This is a genomic window from Streptomyces sp. DS1-CR2, assembly GCF_055760475.1.
This window is the reverse complement of sequence record NZ_CM147085.1, coordinates 2,905,373-2,922,359: the sequence shown is the minus strand read 5'-3', so window position 1 is coordinate 2,922,359 and position 16,987 is coordinate 2,905,373. Positions and strand designations below refer to the sequence as shown.

Annotated in this window: 24 protein-coding genes and 2 pseudogenes; 15 read left to right on the top strand and 11 right to left on the bottom strand. The window is 64.2% G+C overall.

Annotated elements, in window-relative coordinates; genetic code table 11:
• The first annotated feature begins 7 nt into the window (after nucleotides 1–7).
• The 4 genes from ACY0PA_RS14350 to ACY0PA_RS14335 all read left to right on the top strand — a co-directional run bounded on the left by ACY0PA_RS14350 (nucleotide 8) and on the right by ACY0PA_RS14335 (nucleotide 1,376).
• On the top strand, nucleotides 8–190 hold the full coding sequence (locus ACY0PA_RS14350) for a hypothetical protein (protein ID WP_473084985.1): 183 nt from the start codon (nucleotides 8–10) through the stop codon (nucleotides 188–190).
• Between the two features lie 15 nt (nucleotides 191–205).
• Nucleotides 206–553, top strand: coding sequence for a hypothetical protein (locus ACY0PA_RS14345; RefSeq protein ID WP_375991617.1), 348 nt, complete (start codon nucleotides 206–208; stop codon nucleotides 551–553).
• 110 nt (nucleotides 554–663) lie between these two features.
• Nucleotides 664–1,203: a collagen-like protein gene (locus tag ACY0PA_RS14340; protein WP_473084984.1), complete on the top strand. Its 540-nt coding sequence runs from the start codon at nucleotides 664–666 to the stop codon at nucleotides 1,201–1,203.
• Between the two features lie 8 nt (nucleotides 1,204–1,211).
• Entirely contained in the window at nucleotides 1,212–1,376 is a 165-nt protein-coding gene (locus ACY0PA_RS14335) for a hypothetical protein (protein ID WP_473084983.1), read from the top strand.
• A gap of 61 nt (nucleotides 1,377–1,437) precedes the next feature.
• Here ACY0PA_RS14335 and ACY0PA_RS14330 read toward each other — a convergent pair whose 3' ends face one another.
• Nucleotides 1,438–2,022 carry a hypothetical protein gene (locus tag ACY0PA_RS14330; protein ID WP_473084982.1) on the bottom strand — a complete coding sequence of 195 codons (585 nt, stop codon included), beginning with the start codon at nucleotides 2,020–2,022 and terminating at the stop codon, nucleotides 1,438–1,440.
• Between the two features lie 192 nt (nucleotides 2,023–2,214).
• Here ACY0PA_RS14330 and ACY0PA_RS14325 point away from each other — a divergent pair, with 192 nt between their 5' ends.
• Nucleotides 2,215–2,898 (top strand): recombinase family protein, encoded by a 684-nt coding sequence (locus ACY0PA_RS14325; protein WP_473084981.1) that lies wholly within the window; start codon nucleotides 2,215–2,217, stop codon nucleotides 2,896–2,898.
• The gene (locus ACY0PA_RS14320) at nucleotides 2,895–3,221 is read left to right on the top strand and encodes a hypothetical protein (RefSeq protein WP_473084980.1); all 327 of its coding nucleotides are present in this window, start codon (nucleotides 2,895–2,897) and stop codon (nucleotides 3,219–3,221) included. The genes ACY0PA_RS14325 and ACY0PA_RS14320 overlap by 4 nt, the downstream gene beginning before the upstream one ends.
• Nucleotides 3,222–3,233: 12 nt before the next feature.
• On the opposite strand, the gene ACY0PA_RS14315 is transcribed toward ACY0PA_RS14320, so the two are convergent.
• Nucleotides 3,234–3,578 carry a DUF6233 domain-containing protein gene (locus tag ACY0PA_RS14315; RefSeq protein ID WP_473084979.1) on the bottom strand — a complete coding sequence of 115 codons (345 nt, stop codon included), beginning with the start codon at nucleotides 3,576–3,578 and terminating at the stop codon, nucleotides 3,234–3,236.
• 61 nt (nucleotides 3,579–3,639) lie between these two features.
• Between ACY0PA_RS14315 and ACY0PA_RS14310 the strand changes: the two genes are divergently transcribed.
• Entirely contained in the window at nucleotides 3,640–3,849 is a 210-nt protein-coding gene (locus ACY0PA_RS14310; RefSeq protein ID WP_473084978.1) for a hypothetical protein, read from the top strand.
• 119 nt (nucleotides 3,850–3,968) lie between these two features.
• A complete protein-coding gene (locus ACY0PA_RS14305; protein WP_473084977.1) occupies nucleotides 3,969–4,352 on the top strand; it encodes a DUF6221 family protein in 384 nt (127 codons plus the stop codon).
• Nucleotides 4,353–4,393: 41 nt separating this feature from the next.
• Here ACY0PA_RS14305 and ACY0PA_RS14300 read toward each other — a convergent pair whose 3' ends face one another.
• The 3 genes from ACY0PA_RS14300 to ACY0PA_RS14290 form a co-directional block, all read right to left on the bottom strand.
• Nucleotides 4,394–4,603 (bottom strand): hypothetical protein, encoded by a 210-nt coding sequence (locus ACY0PA_RS14300; protein WP_473084976.1) that lies wholly within the window; start codon nucleotides 4,601–4,603, stop codon nucleotides 4,394–4,396.
• An 11-nt stretch (nucleotides 4,604–4,614) separates the two neighbouring features.
• The gene (locus ACY0PA_RS14295) at nucleotides 4,615–4,794 is read right to left on the bottom strand and encodes a hypothetical protein (RefSeq protein WP_473084975.1); all 180 of its coding nucleotides are present in this window, start codon (nucleotides 4,792–4,794) and stop codon (nucleotides 4,615–4,617) included.
• A 62-nt stretch (nucleotides 4,795–4,856) separates the two neighbouring features.
• Nucleotides 4,857–5,099, bottom strand: coding sequence for a GntR family transcriptional regulator (locus ACY0PA_RS14290; RefSeq protein ID WP_473084974.1), 243 nt, complete (start codon nucleotides 5,097–5,099; stop codon nucleotides 4,857–4,859).
• A gap of 140 nt (nucleotides 5,100–5,239) precedes the next feature.
• On the opposite strand from ACY0PA_RS14290, the gene ACY0PA_RS14285 reads away from it, so the two are divergent.
• The 3 genes from ACY0PA_RS14285 to ACY0PA_RS14275 are packed head-to-tail and all read left to right on the top strand — an operon-like array spanning nucleotide 5,240 to nucleotide 5,723.
• Nucleotides 5,240–5,428: a hypothetical protein gene (locus tag ACY0PA_RS14285; RefSeq protein WP_473084973.1), complete on the top strand. Its 189-nt coding sequence runs from the start codon at nucleotides 5,240–5,242 to the stop codon at nucleotides 5,426–5,428.
• The gene (locus ACY0PA_RS14280; protein ID WP_473084972.1) at nucleotides 5,425–5,595 is read left to right on the top strand and encodes a hypothetical protein; all 171 of its coding nucleotides are present in this window, start codon (nucleotides 5,425–5,427) and stop codon (nucleotides 5,593–5,595) included. The genes ACY0PA_RS14285 and ACY0PA_RS14280 overlap by 4 nt, the downstream gene beginning before the upstream one ends.
• A complete protein-coding gene (locus ACY0PA_RS14275) occupies nucleotides 5,592–5,723 on the top strand; it encodes a hypothetical protein (protein ID WP_473084971.1) in 132 nt (43 codons plus the stop codon). The genes ACY0PA_RS14280 and ACY0PA_RS14275 overlap by 4 nt, the downstream gene beginning before the upstream one ends.
• 147 nt (nucleotides 5,724–5,870) lie before the next feature.
• Here the strand turns inward: ACY0PA_RS14275 and ACY0PA_RS14270 are convergent, their stop codons facing one another.
• Nucleotides 5,871–6,107 (bottom strand): helix-turn-helix domain-containing protein, encoded by a 237-nt coding sequence (locus ACY0PA_RS14270; protein WP_473084970.1) that lies wholly within the window; start codon nucleotides 6,105–6,107, stop codon nucleotides 5,871–5,873.
• A gap of 324 nt (nucleotides 6,108–6,431) precedes the next feature.
• Here ACY0PA_RS14270 and ACY0PA_RS14265 point away from each other — a divergent pair, with 324 nt between their 5' ends.
• Nucleotides 6,432–6,665, top strand: a complete 234-nt coding sequence (locus ACY0PA_RS14265) for a hypothetical protein (RefSeq protein ID WP_473084969.1) — start codon at nucleotides 6,432–6,434, stop codon at nucleotides 6,663–6,665.
• A gap of 449 nt (nucleotides 6,666–7,114) precedes the next feature.
• On the opposite strand, the gene ACY0PA_RS14260 is transcribed toward ACY0PA_RS14265, so the two are convergent.
• On the bottom strand, nucleotides 7,115–7,609 hold the full coding sequence (locus ACY0PA_RS14260) for an ATP-binding protein (protein WP_473084968.1): 495 nt from the start codon (nucleotides 7,607–7,609) through the stop codon (nucleotides 7,115–7,117).
• A gap of 141 nt (nucleotides 7,610–7,750) precedes the next feature.
• On the opposite strand from ACY0PA_RS14260, the gene ACY0PA_RS14255 reads away from it, so the two are divergent.
• From ACY0PA_RS14255 to ACY0PA_RS14245, 3 genes and pseudogenes are all read left to right on the top strand, one after another.
• On the top strand, nucleotides 7,751–8,608 hold the full coding sequence (locus ACY0PA_RS14255) for a helix-turn-helix domain-containing protein (RefSeq protein WP_473084967.1): 858 nt from the start codon (nucleotides 7,751–7,753) through the stop codon (nucleotides 8,606–8,608).
• On the top strand, nucleotides 8,605–8,799 hold the full coding sequence (locus ACY0PA_RS14250; RefSeq protein WP_454404155.1) for a DUF397 domain-containing protein: 195 nt from the start codon (nucleotides 8,605–8,607) through the stop codon (nucleotides 8,797–8,799). Before ACY0PA_RS14255 ends, ACY0PA_RS14250 begins: the two co-directional genes overlap by 4 nt.
• Nucleotides 8,800–9,215: 416 nt before the next feature.
• Nucleotides 9,216–9,617: pseudogene (locus ACY0PA_RS14245) on the top strand (hypothetical protein); the annotation flags it as partial.
• Between the two features lie 93 nt (nucleotides 9,618–9,710).
• Here the strand turns inward: ACY0PA_RS14245 and ACY0PA_RS14240 are convergent.
• From ACY0PA_RS14240 to ACY0PA_RS14225, 4 genes and pseudogenes are all read right to left on the bottom strand, one after another.
• Complete coding sequence (locus ACY0PA_RS14240; RefSeq protein ID WP_473084966.1) at nucleotides 9,711–12,518, bottom strand: N-6 DNA methylase; 2,808 nt, start codon at nucleotides 12,516–12,518, stop codon at nucleotides 9,711–9,713.
• 371 nt (nucleotides 12,519–12,889) lie between these two features.
• A complete protein-coding gene (locus ACY0PA_RS14235) occupies nucleotides 12,890–14,242 on the bottom strand; it encodes a nucleotidyl transferase AbiEii/AbiGii toxin family protein (RefSeq protein WP_473084965.1) in 1,353 nt (450 codons plus the stop codon).
• 777 nt (nucleotides 14,243–15,019) lie between these two features.
• Nucleotides 15,020–15,994: pseudogene (locus ACY0PA_RS14230) on the bottom strand (DNA/RNA helicase domain-containing protein); the annotation flags it as partial.
• A 184-nt stretch (nucleotides 15,995–16,178) separates the two neighbouring features.
• Complete coding sequence (locus ACY0PA_RS14225; RefSeq protein WP_473084964.1) at nucleotides 16,179–16,967, bottom strand: hypothetical protein; 789 nt, start codon at nucleotides 16,965–16,967, stop codon at nucleotides 16,179–16,181.
• Nucleotides 16,968–16,987 lie beyond the last annotated feature (20 nt).

The following is a 16,987-nucleotide window of genomic DNA, read 5'->3' as shown; positions in this document are numbered from 1 at the left end:
AACCCTCATGCAGAGGTACCTGAAGGCCATCGTCGCCGCCGTCGCGGCCGGCGCCGCATCGCTCGTGACCGCACTCGACGACGGCACCATCACCGGCCAGGAGGGCGTCACGGCAGCCCTCGCCGTCCTGGCCGCGCTCGGCATCACGTGGGCCGTGCCCAACAAGCCCGCACCCCCGACCAGCATCTGAACGTAGGAGCAGCACGTGCCCGACGACCCGACTCTCGGCGAGGTGATGCGTCGCCTCGAAGACGTCCGCCTGGACCTCAAGGAGGACTTTCGGGAGCTGGGCACACGGCTCGACAGCAAAGTCTCGATGGAGCGCTACCAGCTCGAGCAGCAGGCACGCGACGAGGCACTCAAGCTGCTGGTCGAGAGGGTGAGGGGCATCGAGGAGGCTCGCGAGCAGGAGCAGCGCACTCGCCGCGAAGAGGCTCAGCGCATCGCCGACAAGCGGGCCGCCGACAGGCGACTGATCTTCACTGCGCTCATCGCGCCCGTGCTCCTCCTTGTCCTGACCGTGTACCTGCAGACGCGGGGGGCTGGTGCATGAGACGGCACAGGAGCGCAGCCGACGTGCGCCGCCGCGGAGACGCACTGTTCGCAACGGTCGTAGCGATCGGCCTTGCAGGATTCGCCTTCCTTGTAATCACGATGCAAGGGATGGCACACGACCTTCGAGCGGCCAACGATGCGCGGGATCAACTGGCCGCGCAGGTGCAGCGCCTCGGGGGGAAGCCGGTCGCCGGCCCGCCCGGCAGCCGCGGCGAGCCGGGCAAGTCCGTGACCGGGCCGCGCGGCCCCAAGGGGGATCCGGGCGAGCCCGGCAGCCCTGGCCCTTCCGGGTCACCTGGTAGCGACGGGAAGAACGGCGCCAAGGGAACGGACGGCGACAACGGTTCGGACGGCGTGGGATCCACGGGCCCGACCGGGGCGGCCGGATCCGACGGAGTTCCCGGACCCGCCGGCCCCCAGGGCGAACCAGGGCCGGCCGGACCCGAAGGACCCGCAGGGCAGGACGGCGCCGACGGAGCCGACGGCCGCGACGGGCAGACCTGTCCCGACGGCTACAGCCTCCAGGCCCCGGCCTACGATCCGGACGCGCTCGTCTGTCGACGCGACGGGGCACCGCAGCCGGAGAAGAAGGACGGCGGCCTGCTGTCCGCGGGCGCCCTCGACCCGACCCGCCGCCAGTACGTATAGGAGGACGCATGCCCGAAGCCGTACCGGTCGCCCGGCGGAGAGACGACAGCAGCGCCGACATGGGCTCGCTCGTGAACCTCGGCCTCGCCGAACCGCAACCACAGCCGAGTTACGAGGGGCTGTTCCTCGAACCCGACATCCCGCCGCCGCCCGTGGACGACGAACCTGCGTGAACTACGACGCCCCCGCTCGCTGCCAACCGGCAGTGGGCGGGGGCGCTTCGTCATTTTGCGGTCAGGTGAGCTGGCGGGCCCGCTTCTCGGCGCGGGCGACCAGCTGCCTTCCTTCCTCGGAGAGGTACTCGACGCTGTGGGTGCCAAGCGCGGCCAGGAGGGTGGTTGCCTGGCTGCTGGTGTCCCGGATGCTGATGGCCCCGCTGAGCTTGTCCTGGTCGTCGGCCGACATGCCGTGACTGCGGACAAGTTCGAAGAGGGCGCGGTCGAAGAGGGCGCGGTCCTTCTGGTCCTGCGTCCACTTGCGCACGGTCATGCGGTCGATGCCGCCCGCGCGGGCGAAGCCGGCCTCTGTGTAGTCGCCGTTGGCGATGGCGGTCTGTGCGGCCTGCTGGAGTCCGGCGGAGGCGACGGCGGCGGCAGCACGGGCGGCCGTGAGCTGCTGGCCATACTCGGCGACGACTTTCTCCGCGGGCTCGGTCTTGAGTCGGTAGGCGGCGGCGAGGGCGGCGTTGCGCTCGTCCTGGTCGTCGGCGTCGGGGTAGCGGTCCTCAATCTCGGCGGCTTCGACGAGGAGTTCGGCGAGCTGCTTCTCGTCGAGTCCGTGGTCGTCACCGAGCCAGGCTTCGAGTTCGTACTGCTGCATGGTGACCCCCTCTTGGAGCGCCCTTCGCTCCATCTGTAGATAACTCTACAGATGCACTGTAGACATGTCTACAGGTTCGCGCCGTTCATTAATCGGTCGGCTACTGATCCTGAACGATCTCCCCTGAGATGACGGGGAATTGACGTCCCGTCTGTTCATTTGCCCGTTCACCTGAGACACTGTTCAGGAATCGTGAACCATCTACTTCCTGAACATGGAGGGGTATTGGACCTCGTTGGGTACGGCCGCGTGAGCACCGACGAACAGAACACCTTGCGCCAGAGGCTGGACCTCGAAGACGCCGGATGCATCCGCATCTTCGAAGAGAAGATCAGCGGCAAGATCAGCCACGAGAAGCGTCCCGAGCTCGTCAAAGCACTCGACTACATGCGCCAGGGCGACATGCTCTGCGTCCAAGAGGTCGACCGCCTAGGCCGCAATCTGCTCGACGGGCTCCTCTTGATGGGGCACCTCGGCAAGCAGGGCTTCCCTCTTCGTGTCCTCAAGGGGATTGGGTCCGGCGACCACTACCCGGAGGAACACCCCAAGCACGACCCTCAGGCGGACATGATGCTCAAGCTGGCCATGCTCCTCGCCGAGGAACGGCGCAAGGACATCAGCCGCAAGACGAAGAACGGCCTCGAAGCCGCCCGGAAGTCGGGCAAGACGTTCGGCCGCCGGCCCGTGATGACCGAACCTCTGGTGATTCAGGCTGTCGCCCTGCGCGCTCAGGGCTTCACCATTCGGCAGCTCCAGCCGCATCTCCGGATCACCGAAGGCAAGAACAAGGGGAAGAACCCCAGCGTCGGAGCCATCTCCCAGGCACTCCAGGCCCATGACGCGGAGCACGCCATCGCCACTCAGGAGGCCTCGTGACCCTGGAGATACGCCCGACCGAAGAGCCGAACCACTTCGACCTCTACGAGAACGACGACAAGATCGGCGAGCTCCATCCTGAGCAGCTCGACGAAGAGGGCATCGCGCTAGGGGAAACGGCCTGGTGGAATGTCATCGTCTGGAGCCTCATGGGCACCGGCAAGGAGTGGAGCCTCACCATTGAGAACCCGGACGAGGCCAAGGAGGCCGCGCACGGGTTCTATCAAGAGTTCGTCGCGGAGCGTCGCCGCCTGAACGAGCCAGGGCCAGGCCCTCGGGTGCGGGTCATCAGCACCCCCACCGGAGGACAGAAGAAGAGGTAGCTCGTGCCGGCCCTAGGGCGACAGCCCGAGGGCGGACAGCGGGTTGCAGATGGCGCAGGGTTCGATGGGTGTGCCGTCGTCGTCGAGGGCGATGAGGGCGTCGTTGCGGGTGATGAGCCCCATCTGGTTCTTGTAGAGGTTGCAGCCGCCGCGGTGCAGCTTGGCGTCACGGCCTGCCCGCTTCGGCTCGATCTTGAAGGACAGCTCTGCGTGGGCCCGCTCGCGTCGGCGCCGGTCCTCCTCGATGGCCTGCTCGGTCTGCCGGATCTTCCGCCGCGTGTCGTTGAGCTGCCACTCCAGCCACTCCTCAAGGGCGGTCAGCTTGGCGAGGCGCTGCTCTGGCGACAGATCGGACATGTGTTCGAGTCTACGCGTGGCGCGGCATCCGGCCAGACCAGGGCCGTGACAGAGTGCTCGGGTGAACGACCAGCGGTATCACCTCACGCTCAGCACGCCCGCGAACGGCGCGGTCATGCACGGCTGGTGGGCAAGCCGCGCGACAGCGGAGCACAAGTTCCGGTCGTTGATCGGCAGCCACGGCAGCATTCCCGGCGCCCGCATCACGCTGGCCGCGGGGCTCGACGACGAGACGGAGCAGGTAGTGAAGAGCTGGCCGGACGAGGCGTAGCCCCGGCGGTGTCAGCGGTGGGTCGTAGGCTGGCCCCATCGATATCCGCGTCTGCTGGCTGCAGCGCACGCCCCGCCCCGAACAGCGCCGGGTGCGGGGCGCTCGACTAAGGGGGACCCGTGGACGACCTGGTGCAGTGGCTGAGCGAGCAGCTCGACGAGGACGAGCGGATCGCGCGGGCGACCGACGGAACCGTGTTCGGGCTGCAACTGGAATGGTTCGCGCTCCCCGAGGACGAGGCCTTCTGGAAGGTCACGAATCACAAGGGTCACCTCGTAGCCCGCCAGCTGGGACCCGCTGACGCCGAGCACATCGCCGCCCACGATCCGGCGCGGGTGCTGCGCGAGATCGACGCCAAGCGGCAGCTGCTCGCCCTGCACGGCGAAGGGGCGAGCGATCTCTTCTGTGGCCATTGCGAGCATGAGCCGCCCTGTCCCACGCTGCGCCTGGTCACGCTGCCGTACTCGGACCGGCCCGGCTATCGCGAGGACTGGCGGCCGTAGCCGCAGGTCAGGGCATCACTTTGCGGGTATCCGCAAAGTGATCAAGCGGGCTCTTTGGCGGGTTCGGGGTGGCGCACGATCCGCTTGAGCCCCATCTCGGCGTCGACCCAGGACTCCCCGGACTCCTTCGTGAACGCGGCCAGGGCCTTGTGCACGGCGAGGGCCGTGGGTACGGTCAGCCGGCCTTCCTGGATCTCAGTCCAGGCGGAACGTTCCAGCTTGATCAGTTCATCGGGAAATTCGATAGCCACGTCCCGAGATCTTAAGCGGCCTCCACGACCTCACCGCGCACGGCCGCGGCCCACTCGACGACGAGCAGTTCGTATCGCGCCCGGCCTTCAGTCGTGAGGCGCACGCGCGGGTCGCGCCACAGCTCGCGGATCTCCTCATTCACCGCAGCGGCAGGCCGCGCAGGGCCCGAGGCCGGGGGAGTGGGAGACATGGATCAAGTCTATGAGCCGGGTCCGACACGGCCCAGCGATCAGCGGGATCGGCATAGTCCGATCAGTCGGCGGGGCGGTCCTCGACGAACGTTCCGAGCCCGACTTCCGCACGCACCCAGCCCTCGCTCTTCAGGTACGCGAGCACCTTCTGCGCCGTGGACGCGGCCACCTCGAACTCCGCCGACAGCTCCACCACGGACGGGACCCGCGCACCAGCTGGATAGGTGCTGTCCTCGATCCGTTCCACGACGACCGCCGCGATCTGCCGCCACACCGGCCGCGTCCGGTCAAGATCAATGCTCACGTAGTTGACGCTAGGTAGCTGCGGTCTACCGCGCGACCGCAGTAAGGTGCGGTAGACCGCGGTAGACCTACCGCAGAGAAGACCCCCGCAGCCGTTGTCCGCGGCTCGGGGGCGTGGACGACACTGTGTGGAGCGCCGCCATGACACAGCCTACGGATCCGCCCGCCGTCAGCGAAGAGCCTCGAGAACGTCTCGTGTGCCCCTGCGGCGACCCGACCCATACGCCCTTGCGCGTCGGCACCACGGTCTCGATGAGCGGCCCCGAACGCGACCTGTACGCCTGCCCGCAGGCGGTCGCCCACCGGTACGGCCTCGGGCCCGTCTCATGACCGAACGCACGCCGATCGCCGCGATCCTCGCCTCCATGGCAGCGCGCCAGCAGCGCGCCTACGTCGACCTGATCAAGCACACGGCCGACTGCCCCGCGTGCAACGCGCATCCGCTGTGCGACAAGGGCCGCGCCCTGTGGACCACATGGAAGGGGCGCGACCAGTGATCTGCGCAAAGTGCCAGCAGCCCATCCGTGACGGCGAGGACTACGACGCCATCGCGGTGCACTCCCCGTCGGCCGCCGGCTCGACCATGCACCTGCACAAGACCTGCCCGCCGAAGCCGCAGGCCTAAGACCCCCGCCCGCCGCAGGGGTAAGACGGCAGCGGCGGGCGGGTTCTACTTCACACCGGGTGTGATCGGAGTGCAGGAGCCCGTGGTGCCTGCACTCTTTCGGCAAGTCGAGCCTCACGCTTCACTGTTGACACAGGTTCAGCAGAGTTAGGCGAGTAGTTCGGTCACGTGCACGTTGAGGACTCGGGCGATGCGCAGCAGCGTGGAGATCGTCGGGTTGCCGTGGCCGGATTCGATCTCTTGATAGACGCTCCGGCTGAGCGGCACCGCGAGGAAGACGCGCTCCTGCGTGAGGTCTTGATCCAGGCGTGCGGCGCGAATGCGGTCGCCGATGGCGCGGCGCTCTGCGAGCAGCCAGGCGTCGTCATCGGGCAGGGTCGGCACTCGACAAACGCTCTGACCTGCGTGATCATATGTCAGCCCGGTATATCGGGCATTTTTGGATCATGGGAGTGTCGCGACGGATGGATGACACCTGTCCGTAGAGCAGATGTAGGGGTCGCTTCACAGGGGTGGCACCGCGACTGCGCAACGTGTGAGCCCTGCGGTGCTGGCATATGCCGCAGGGCTACGGGTACTGTCCTAGATTCGAACGTGTGTTCCCCCAAAAGGGTGAACATTCGCTGGCCTGCGGTTCTTTCTGGCCAGGGCGGGAATCACGCACGTCGCCCCCCATCTGCCACATAGCCAACACACAGGAGACGGGACATGGAACGCGAACAGATCCTCGCCCTCTACAACTGGGACACGGGGGTCTGCTTCAGGCATCCAGGCGAGAAGACAGATACCGCCGTCGTCAAAACCCTCCAGCCTCAGTTCGACCCCGAGGAACAGATCCGCGCCTGCCGCGACTGCATCCTCGCTATGGAGGCCGCCCGTCGCGCTGCGGCCGAGGGGGCGGGGATCCCCTACGTGCCGGGCCGCGCCGGTGATGCCCTGTAGGGGCTCATTACTGCAGCTCGGCACCCCATCAGAGGGCTCGCTCCCGGGGGGAATCTGGGGAGAATCTGGGGAGCGAGACCCTCTGGGGAGTATCCGGGGAGTCCCAGTTTCTCCAGTCAAACCCGCTCAAGGCCACTCGCGGTAACTCAAAGCCAGCAGGTGAGAGCCGGTTCCAGTGATCCTGCGCCGCGGACGCGCAGCTCAGCGAAGACCGGGCGACAGAACCCGGCGTACAGCCCGACTCGTCTGCCGGCAGGGCTCTGAAAAGGTCTTATGGCCTGGTCGGGGCCTTTTTCTGTGTGGGTGGACTTCCTCCCTCTACCTGAGCTCCCGGGAATTCCCGTGGACCAGGGCGGTGGAGGAAGGCGGATCTCCAGGTGGGAGGAGGTCTCCGTAGACGTGAGGAGCCGCTCGTTGAACCTGTCGATCATGATCGCCGCCTTCCATGATCAGCTTGCCGCCTCCGGTGCTGGAACGGCCCCGGTCGAGAGCTGAGTGGCGGAGACGGAAGCAGTGAGCACAGGGTGGGGAAGAGCGATCTCCGCCCACACGACCTTCCCGGACGGCGGCCATGGCTCACTGCCCCACCGGGCAGTCAGGGCGTTGACGAGGAGCAGCCCGCGCCCCGTCTCGTCGGTGCCACTCGCGGTACGACGGGCCAGGGGTCGGCGGTCGCCTCGTGGGTCGGCCACTTCGATACGGAGTGTGCCGGAGGCCACGACAGCGAGGGTGACGCGGAACCCGCGCCCCTTCACGCACCCATGCGCGACCGCGTTCGCCGTCAACTCGGCGACGACCAGGCCTGCGGACTCGCTCACCGCGCAGCTGGGCGGCCAGCCCCACTCACCGAGCTGCTGCACAGCCAGCAGCCGGGCAAGGCGGGCCCCGCGAGGCGTGGCGCTGAGGAGTTGACTGAAGTGCCGGGTGGAGATTTCTGACTTCATGTCACTGAGCGTGGCCGCCTCGCTCTACCCTGACCAGGGAATCCTTCGGTACGCACGGTGTGTGTACCGGTACGGACGGTGTCCTGTACGGGGTGTCGGCCGTGACCTGGTGGGGCGTGGGACGGCAGGGCGGGTGTTGCGATGACGGTGACGGAGCCGCAGGAGACGTACGACGAGGGTGAGCAGTCCAGCGACCTGAATCGTGCGATCGGCAAGCAGGTCAAGGTACTTCGGGAGCGTGCCGGGCTCACGCAGAAGGAGCTGGGGGACCGCCTTGGCTACAGCGAGGATCTGGTCTCGTCGCTTGAGCGGGGGAGACGGACGCCGCAGCGGGAGTTCCTGGAGACGGCGGATGAACTGCTAGATGCCGGTGGGCTGTTGAAGGCCACAATCGAAGACGTGGAGAAGGCCAAGGCGAAGGCGAGGGTCAGGCATCCGGCTTGGTTCAGAGATTACGCGCGGTTGGAGCGGGACACTGTTGAGATCAACTTCTATAACAACCATGACGTTCCCGGCCTGTTGCAGACCCAGCGGCGGACCCGTGCCCTCTATGAGATGCGTAAGCCGCTTCTGAGTGAGGACATCATCGACCAGCGGGTGGCCTCACGGATGGACCGGCAAGAGATTCTGACGCGTTGGCCTCTTCCCATGGTGACGGCCGTCATCGAAGAAGTGGTACTGCGACGACCCATCGGTGGTCCGGATGTCCACAAGGAGCAGTTGGAGCGGCTGATCGAGCTCGGTCGACTGCGCAATGTGGAGCTTCAGGTGATGCCGACGGGTCGGGCGGAGCATGCCGGAATGGGTGGCGCGTTCGTCCTGCTCACCCCAAAGGGGAAGACACAGGTGGGATACACGGAGGCGCAGAACAGCAGCCGACTGATCACGGAAGCCGAGGAAGTACGTATCCTGGCCGCACGGTACGGCAGCATCAGGGCCCAGGCGCTCACGCCAAGGGAGTCCTTGGACCTGATGGAGGACTTGCTGGGGGAACGATGAACACCGCGGAATCCGCGCGCCTCGCCTGGTTCAAGAGCAGCTACAGCGGTAACGAGGGCGGCGAATGCTTGGAGGTCGCCGCAACGTCCGGCACCATCCACGTCCGCGACTCCAAGGATCCCGCCCGCGACCACCTCGCCTTCCGGAGCTCGGAGTGGGCCGCCTTCGTGGGCTTCGCGGCAGGGCTCTGACGCACAACGAGGGGCTACGAAACAGCAGTTCGTAGCCCCTCCGTATGCCGGCGGGTCAGTCGAGTGCCAACAGTTGAGGCGCACCATGACCGTCCGCCGGGCGGCACTGGACGCGGTCACGGCCTCCGGAGCCGCGTGCGAAGGTTCGAATCCTGCCGGGGGCACCTTGGATTAGGTGCCCAAAGACCCCGCCATCAGCGCTTTCGCTGAGGACGGGGTCTTCGTGTGTCTACGGGCGTGTGCAGCTCTGCGCCGCCCAAAGCCGCCATATGTCGGGGTCCGTGGACGACCTGTGGACGGGATCTTGGAGCGTTTCCGCAGGTGGGATCAGCTATCCGCGCTTCCCGGCATTCTGGACCCCACGGCCTCCCGTCACAGGAACCGGGCATGTCAGAGGCGTGCGCTTGGATGAGCGAGTGACCGTTCAAGACGTTGCTCGGCAGATGCCCGAGATATCCGTGCTCCGCGAGCACTGCCGTTCCTTGTCTGTGCTGGACGCCATCCTGAGCCCTGAGTGGGAGGACCGGTACTACTCCTTCAACGACCGATGGTCCGAGACGGAGTCGCTTGCCTCCATGCGGAACGGGTCGGGCGACGAGTTCTCGATCGTCTTCTCCCCCGCCGGCGCCTACGTTCGCGGGTTCGCGCACGAATCACCGATGAGCCCCTACGCAGAAGACGGGCCCTGGCCGGGGGTGCTCGACGAGGTTCCCGACGTCTTTCGACCGTGCGTCGAGGAGCCGGCGTTCTGCGACGAGGACGGGATGCCCGTCGTCACAGCGTGCATGTGGCGAGAGACAGACCATGCCTCTCGATGGGCGGCGCCCCGTCGGCTTGACTCGCTCATTGAGACTCCACCGACCTGACCTAAGTGGAAAAGTCAGAGGTAGAGTCCATTCATTTCCTGGACATCACGCGAGACGAACACTCTTACTCCATGCCCCTGTTTCCTGAAGCTTAGAACGGATCTGATCCAGCCGTTTAGCTACCGCGGCAATCTGTCGCTGCCGAACGACGTCCGGGTTCCCCTCTGCGTTTACCGGCACCTCAACAGTCAACTGAGCGACACGCTTTGTGTAGAGTTTCGCCTCATACAGATACCCGCCTTGCGCAATCGTCTGCGACAAGGCTACGGCAAGGTATGCCAGATCAATTTCATGTTCCGGCACTCCGTCGACGGCAGGCTCAGCAACACGCTCCGAATTATCTTCGAAGCTCAGCTGAAGATCGTCATCATCTCCCCTGGGCCAGGACTGCACGATGACAACGTCATCCGTCATCACACAGTCGGCTTCACGGTAAAACACGGTGCCAACAGCCGATGCGCCAGTTGCCATTACCGTTACGCAGGGATACGGCTCGGGCTCAACCCCTCGATCAAGCAGCCACTCCTTGCTGATGTACCCCTTGACCGTTTCGGGCCGAGTGAATACCGAATAGACCGGAACGTCGCCAGGGTTCTCTCGTAGATCAATATTCCGAATCCTGACTCCGGAGCGGACCTGGAACCGGCTTGAATCAGAGAGCGAGTAGGCCTTAGTTTGCCCCGTCTGCAGTTCTGCCAGTTCCTCCTTGGCCGCTCGAAGGTCGTCGATCAGCTCTTGAAGCGTCTCAGTCGCTACATCAATGAAGTCCGATCGGTCAATCGTCTCCGAGCGTTCCCCCAATTCCACATGCTCGGAGTCCGTCCAATGACGAATAACATCCCAGCGTTCATCTGGGGCAAACTCGCTCGCCGGCACAAGCTTGGCAAAGATGCAGCCTGCATAGCTCGTGGGTCGAGTCACTGGTCCGCCTGGCCCGCTATTTGAGTACCTGACGAAAAGATCAGCCAGTATCGAAAGATCGTTGTCGTGAGGGGTAGGAACCCTCTCGTGATCCAGGGTCTCACCAATACTGCGGGCGATTCCACAGAATACGGGCGGTCGAGACTGATTTCTGACCCTGCGCTTCTCCAGAACCAAAATGTATGTCGGCTGAGCAGTGTTGAAGAACGCATTTCGCGGAAGCTGCAGGCTAGCGAGGATATTGCACTCGCGGAGAAGCTCTTTCTTCATCCTTTGAGCAGTCCGATTCAAAAGCCCCAACGGGACGATAACAAAGGCTCGCCCCCCAGGCTTCAATGCCCCCGAGATGTAGCGGAGGAAGAGTGCTTCAACACCAAGGCCACCGGTGTCATAATAGCCTTCGAGGTGTGCTCCGTTTTTTCTACCTTTAACGTGCTCAAGTTCCTTGCGATAAATCGCAGATCCCTGCGTCACGTAGGGAGGGTTGGTAAGGATGACGTCTACGGATTCCTGAGGCGGATACAGGAGACTACCCAACGTCTCATTCTCGTTCATCAGAATGAACGTGTTAGTCAAAGCCTGATTCAAGGCCTCAGAGGTGGTCTGCGGGTCACGTACCGACTCCGCCAAGTGCAGAAGCATGTTCGCCTTGGCCAGTATGTTGGTTGACGCATCCACATCAACGCCGACAAGTTTAACCCGCTGATGGGGCTTCCCATCGCTGAATGTGACATTCCCTGGCAGGGCATCAGGGAACAGCAGCGGCTCCAGCAGGAATCCTCCCACGCCAGCCGCGGGATCCAGTACCGCAGCCCCTTCAGGCAGGGAATTCAGCTGGGCCATCTTCACCATAGGCTTCACGATGTTTCGGGGGGTGAAAAACTGCCCCAACCGCTGCTGACGCGCCGACCGCTTCAGAAATGTCTCATACAGCCGAAGCTTGAATTCCTTGTCAATATTGGTCAGAGATCCGTACGATTGGAACTCTTCCAAAATCTCGCAGAATACGCGATTATACGAAGAGATCGTCGTGGTGGGCGATGACTTCAGGAATGCAAATCCGTTGATAATCGAAGTGTGCGAGGTGATTGTGGCCATACCAAACAGCTCTCGCACTTTTTCGTCATCTACCACCAATCGCTCGGCGAAAATCTCCTTGATTCGCGGCCGAATGGTGCGGACATAGTATTCGATCTGACTGACACCCCTGTCGAGCTTGAACTCGTCGGGATCTTTCAGAAGTACGTCAAATCGGCAAGACTTCGGGAGGGCCGAGAGGGGCAAATTGTCGGAAAGAAACTTGAGCATAAAAATCTCAACGAAAGTGAGCAAGCAATCCTTAGGCTCAGCCTTCGTCGCGTGCCAGATGATTTGCCAGACAGTTTCGGAGAGTGGACGAGGATCCCGTTCCACGTCAGACTCACCACGGTGAAGGTCTGAAAGGACTGACGGGTTAAAGTCGCGAGCTTCCGGGATCTCAACGATCTTTCCCGCATCAGCTGAAGCAGCAGCATCGATGTAGAGATACCGCTCTCCATCGGTAGTAAGAGCCAATCGAACACCCATAGCGAGCGCTCCAACTACAGCCTGCTCAGAGGCGGCAAGGATATCCTCATCCCTCTTTAGCTTTGACTTATCCTTCCACTCAGCCACTGCGATCGGGACCAAGCGCCCCGCCACACGCTCCACGTAAACGTTGTCTGGCTTGCAAAGATTGGCACTCTTGGGAGCTCTATAGCGCTCGCACTGAAAGGGAATAGAACTGGCGGGCGTGAAATCTAGGCCAGCTTTAGCAAGGCGAGCTACTGAAGTGGCGCCGAGTTCCAGGAGTTCATAGTCGCCGAAGCGCTTACCCTGAAGTCCTTCGGGAGTCAGATATCCTTTTTGGGCAAGCTCTTCCATGCTCAAGGCAGCCACCATCCGCTTCGTCACGTCGCCTTGGACGCGACGGGAGTAGGTCTTCGAAGTTCGAGTACCGCACTCTACTAACCGCCAGACGCTGTTGGGGACACACGGGTCAACTCGCCGTGCCGGTCCCCTGGGTGCTTGCACGAAGGGTCGATGCGGATCGGACCTACGCCCCCCTGTCGAGACGAACGGCCACCATCGGTCCGGTCGGGCGCCCCTGGGGTGACCTGGGGGTATGCGTTGCCCTTCACTCGTCGAGTGATCTGACGATCAGAGTCAGTCTGGCCAGCAACAACTTGATCCGAACCGAGCGTGCGGGGCAGCAAGGGCAAGCTCGCACGTGCCGCTGCGCGGTCCCTAAATCGCTAGGTCACCGCTCGACGTTCTGATCTAGCTCACGCTCGATGGCCGCTGCGCCCGTAACAGGCATTGCCGTAGCGGTCCTTGTGAGCCTTCAACCTCGTCGAAGCGACGCTCATGGAGAACGTCTGCCCGCAGTAGGCGCACCGGACGCGGTAGCGCGGTGTCGCCGGACTTCGTCGACCAACTACCCGTAGAGGGGGGGCGCCGGCGAAGGTCGTACGCTCGCCGAGCTCGCCAGCCTTGGCTAGCTCAATGTCGTAGCGCGGCTCGAAGGGGATGTCCGTAACAGATACGTCGCTAATCTTGTAGTTGAACAGAGACTTAAGGCCTGGGCCGGAACGCCCACCGGTCTGATCCCAGGCGTAAAGGTATTCTTGCCCAACTCCGTCCCTGCGTCTCTTGAACTGCAACGAGTAGGGCTCCACGAGGCGTTCAGTACCATCGTAGGTCATTCGAAGCAGAGTGCGCTGGGCGCCAGCTGCCATGATTGGTGTACGAATCTCAGCCGGGAAGAACGCCAACTCGCCATCGTCGCCGTAGCGGAACGAGGAAAACAACGACCCGAGCTCCGTCTTGAAGGAGTCGACGGCTGTCGTGAAGTCCAACAAACTCTCTCTTGCGCATACGATCTTGTTCTCCCAGTAGTGCCGCATGGCGTCAAACGGCACAGCCAGTAGGAGAGACAGTGCCGCTTTGGGACTGGGCGTGAAGATCGTCTTCTTTAGAAAAGTGGTGACGATGGCACGCTTGTCTACCTCGATATCCTCGTTCACAAAGATTGAGTAGACAAGATCAAACAGATCAAATGAACTCTGCCGCTGGAGCAGACACTTGAGCTTGTCTGCCAAGCCTTCCTCAAGGCTGACGACGCGGATATCGACGGAGCATCCGCGCTGGTCACTGTAGGGGTGAATAAGTCGACGCGTCTGGGGAGGGCGGTATAGCCGTCCGAACTCCGTGACATCCATCCGCAACCCGATCGTGACATTGTTTCGGTTGCCGTAGAAGTCTGTGAAGTACAACGTGTACTTGTAGACCGTCTGAGCATTCCCGACACTATGGCCACCGGCCTGACGATTGCGCTCTAGGTCGAAGGTGACGCCGGTCCGCGCTTGAACGAGACGGCAGACTTCGTTCAAGGCAGCAAGCAACTGGTCAGGGTCAACGGCATCAGGTGCAGCAAAGTCCAAGTCGCTGGAGAAGCGGGTCGAACTGAAGTACCCCTTACGAAAGGCGTTTCCACCCTTGAGTACCAAACGGTCCGCGAACCGACTCTCTCCGTACAGGCCTGCGAGAAGCCAGCCAAATACATAGTCACGCTGCACGTTTGAAGCATTGACGCCGAGTGCGGTACCCATCTCGTCAACTTCGTCGCGACTGATCATCCTGCCATTGTCCGCTCAACGCCACCGCCGGTCATCCGATTTCAGCATGTACAGCCTACTGGGGTAGGCCTGCATCCTCTGCAAGGACCTCTGGCCAACCTGCCAACAGCCAGCGTCCTCGGACTCATTCAAGTCAGACCAGAGACAGCGGGGGCGCCGTCGCGTGACGCTACCCATCGCGGGCCCGTTGCTTGCTCGCAGAATCTACTGACCTGGTTGTTCGTCGATTGGTGCAGCCTCCGGGGCTGTGGACCATCTGTGGACAGATCGCCTGCAACTGGCTGGCTATCAGTCGGTGACCAGCCAGAACAAGGCGAAGCGAAGGGCCCTCCGGAGCCGCGAGCGAAGGTCCACGCCAACCAGACCTGCGTTGCGCTCGCAGAGCGAACCGCTCCGGGATCGGTGGAAGCTTCGGGCTGTCCCCGTTCCTTCGAAGCCCTGCTCCTGCTGAGGCGGCTTGCCGAGGTGTTGGTCATCTGCCCCACCTCAACCAGCCACATTGAACGCAGGAGGTGAGCTGCCGTGGGCGTCATGAGCGATCTGATCGAGCGGGGTGCCGTTGCCGAGGGCTACAAGGTCGAGGTCTTCGACGGAAGGGTGATCACGACCCCCCCCAGAGCTCCGAGCGGCACTGGACTGTCAGGGACGTCGAATGCGCGATCACTGCTGCCAGCATCGCCCGCGAGCGAGTCTTCGGCGATGTGCTCATCACCTTTCCCGGCGAGAACGACGCAGCGCCCGACCGGCTTCTTCGCACACGCGGCACTACCGGCGGCCTTACACCAGCGCGGGCGCCTCGACCCCGGATGCCGGGTGAATGAGCGAGCGCAGCTTCTCGCGGGTCTCCGGGTCCGTCGAGTAGACGATTGTGCCGACCATGCCCCGGGTCAGCAGCACCTTGTAGGTGTTGCGGATGAGGCGGTCGACGTCCGCGTCCGGCGTCGCCTTTGTGAAGGACGGGTCTTTTGACGCCGACCGGTTCACGACCCAGCGGTCCGTACGCCACACGAGGTCGGGGCCGATGATCACGCCGGACCAGTCGTACTCGAAGCCCTGCGCGGTGTAGACACAGCCGACCTGGCCGAAACCGGCCGGATCAGTGGCCCACAGGGGCGCGGGTGGGGCCCCGAGCAGGGACCGGTCGCCGTACACGTTCCAGGGGCGGGCCCACTGGCCGATGACGACGTCGGTGGGCAGTGCCGCCATGTCCGGGGTGACCTTGGTGGTCCACTTCCAGCAGTAACCGGCCGACATCCGGGCGCCGTAGCTCTCTTCGCGGCGCGCGACGAGGAAATCCTCCAGTTCCTGGGGGATTTCGGCGGTCAGCAGCTCGAACTTGCCGTCCGGCTCCCACTGGCCGGGCGTGCCGCCTTCCAGGCCGAGCAGGTCGACGACCCACTTCTCGTACGCGTCACTGCCGCCGCACCGGAACTGGCTGTCCAGCTCCACCACCGCGCAGTCGAGGCCCTGTTCGGCGGCGGCCCGCTGGATCTGTTCCTTGGTCCCCATCTCGCCGGGCCGTACAACCTGGTGCTGGTCGAGCAGGAACACCGGAACCCGGGCCGCGTCGATCAGCTCGGCCACCTGGGGCCGGCCCGTGCGCAGCTCCGCCTTGGTGTAGCGATTGGCGGAGGTCTTCCGGAGGCGGTGGGCCTCGTCGCAGATCAGTACGTCGAGGTTGTTCGGCTCTGCGTCCATGAAGCTGTTGAAGTACTTGAACAGCTGCTGGACTTCGCGTTTCTTGGCCCCTGAAGAAGACTCGTGCGGGTGGGGGCATGTCCTCCGATGTCCGCGCGCAGGCGGATCAGGAAGCCCGTCGGGCCGCTGAGATGGTTCTCGCCATCCTAGGTGAGTGTGTGGATCACAAGGAGGGGATGGAGCGGACTCGGCCAGGGGCCCGCCTCGTCTGGCCTTGAGCCCACGAAAGAAGCCGAAGTCAGAGCGCGTCGACCCCACTCACCTTCCAGCCCCCGCCCGTACGCGTCAGCGTCATCCGTACGCGGTTCAGGTCCACGCGGGAGCCCTGGACCTGGGTGCTTTTGGTGACCTGGTTGACGAACAACAGGATCACCGCCCGGTCCGGCGTCGCCGAGACCACGGAGGCTGCCGGGGTGCCGCCGGCCGGCTGAGTCACCGTCGCCTTGACCACCCCGTGGTACTTCCTGGCCGTCGGGCCGACCACCGTCGTCGTGGTCTTGCCGTATTCGTCGCGGAAGTGGCCGGTGAGGCGGGTGCGCGCTGCCGCGAAGTCGCGGTCCAGGTGCTGGTAGTCGTACGACAGGACGACCGGGGCCGCCTGGCGCGCGGCCGTGAGCGCCTGTCCGCGCGCCTGGTCGGCCCGGGATGTCTCGTGGTACCGCCACCCGAGCACGCCGACCGCGACCAGGCCCGCCACGAGCAGGACGCAGAGGACCGCGGTGAGCAGCAGTCGCCGCCCGCGCCGAGCCGGCGTACCGGAGCCGGGCTCGTCCCCCTTCCGCTCGGCGAAGGACTCCGGCGCGGGCTCGGGCGGGTCGTCCCAGCCGCTGTCCTCCGGGGGCTCGATGAGCAGGGTGCGTCCGGCGTCCTGTGCCGCGCCCGGTCCCGTGGCCTCCTCGTCGGTGGCCGCGGGGCCCGGCTCGCCGTGGCCGCGCTCCGCGCGCTTGGCCGCCGCGCGGGCGGCAGCGGTCAAGGTGCGCCGGGGCCCGGAACCGGTGCCGCGGCTTCGGGTGGTCGTCTTCGCCACGGTGTTGCTCCTCAGGGTGG

Excerpts from the sequence above, each read along its gene's own strand:
- ACY0PA_RS14250 (WP_454404155.1), top strand. The coding sequence starts at position 8,605 with ATGAACACCGCGGAATCCGCGCGCCTCGCCTGGTTCAAGAGCAGCTAC.
- ACY0PA_RS14255 (WP_473084967.1), top strand. The coding sequence starts at position 7,751 with ATGACGGTGACGGAGCCGCAGGAGACGTACGACGAGGGTGAGCAGTCC.
- ACY0PA_RS14265 (WP_473084969.1), top strand. The coding sequence starts at position 6,432 with ATGGAACGCGAACAGATCCTCGCCCTCTACAACTGGGACACGGGGGTC.
- ACY0PA_RS14295 (WP_473084975.1), bottom strand. The coding sequence starts at position 4,794 with ATGTCTCCCACTCCCCCGGCCTCGGGCCCTGCGCGGCCTGCCGCTGCG.
- ACY0PA_RS14280 (WP_473084972.1), top strand. The coding sequence starts at position 5,425 with ATGACCGAACGCACGCCGATCGCCGCGATCCTCGCCTCCATGGCAGCG.
- ACY0PA_RS14315 (WP_473084979.1), bottom strand. The coding sequence starts at position 3,578 with ATGTCCGATCTGTCGCCAGAGCAGCGCCTCGCCAAGCTGACCGCCCTT.
- ACY0PA_RS14350 (WP_473084985.1), top strand. The coding sequence starts at position 8 with ATGCAGAGGTACCTGAAGGCCATCGTCGCCGCCGTCGCGGCCGGCGCC.
- ACY0PA_RS14260 (WP_473084968.1), bottom strand. The coding sequence starts at position 7,609 with ATGAAGTCAGAAATCTCCACCCGGCACTTCAGTCAACTCCTCAGCGCC.
- ACY0PA_RS14235 (WP_473084965.1), bottom strand. The coding sequence starts at position 14,242 with ATGATCAGTCGCGACGAAGTTGACGAGATGGGTACCGCACTCGGCGTC.
- ACY0PA_RS14335 (WP_473084983.1), top strand. The coding sequence starts at position 1,212 with ATGCCCGAAGCCGTACCGGTCGCCCGGCGGAGAGACGACAGCAGCGCC.
- ACY0PA_RS14285 (WP_473084973.1), top strand. The coding sequence starts at position 5,240 with ATGACACAGCCTACGGATCCGCCCGCCGTCAGCGAAGAGCCTCGAGAA.
- ACY0PA_RS14340 (WP_473084984.1), top strand. The coding sequence starts at position 664 with ATGGCACACGACCTTCGAGCGGCCAACGATGCGCGGGATCAACTGGCC.
- ACY0PA_RS14330 (WP_473084982.1), bottom strand. The coding sequence starts at position 2,022 with ATGCAGCAGTACGAACTCGAAGCCTGGCTCGGTGACGACCACGGACTC.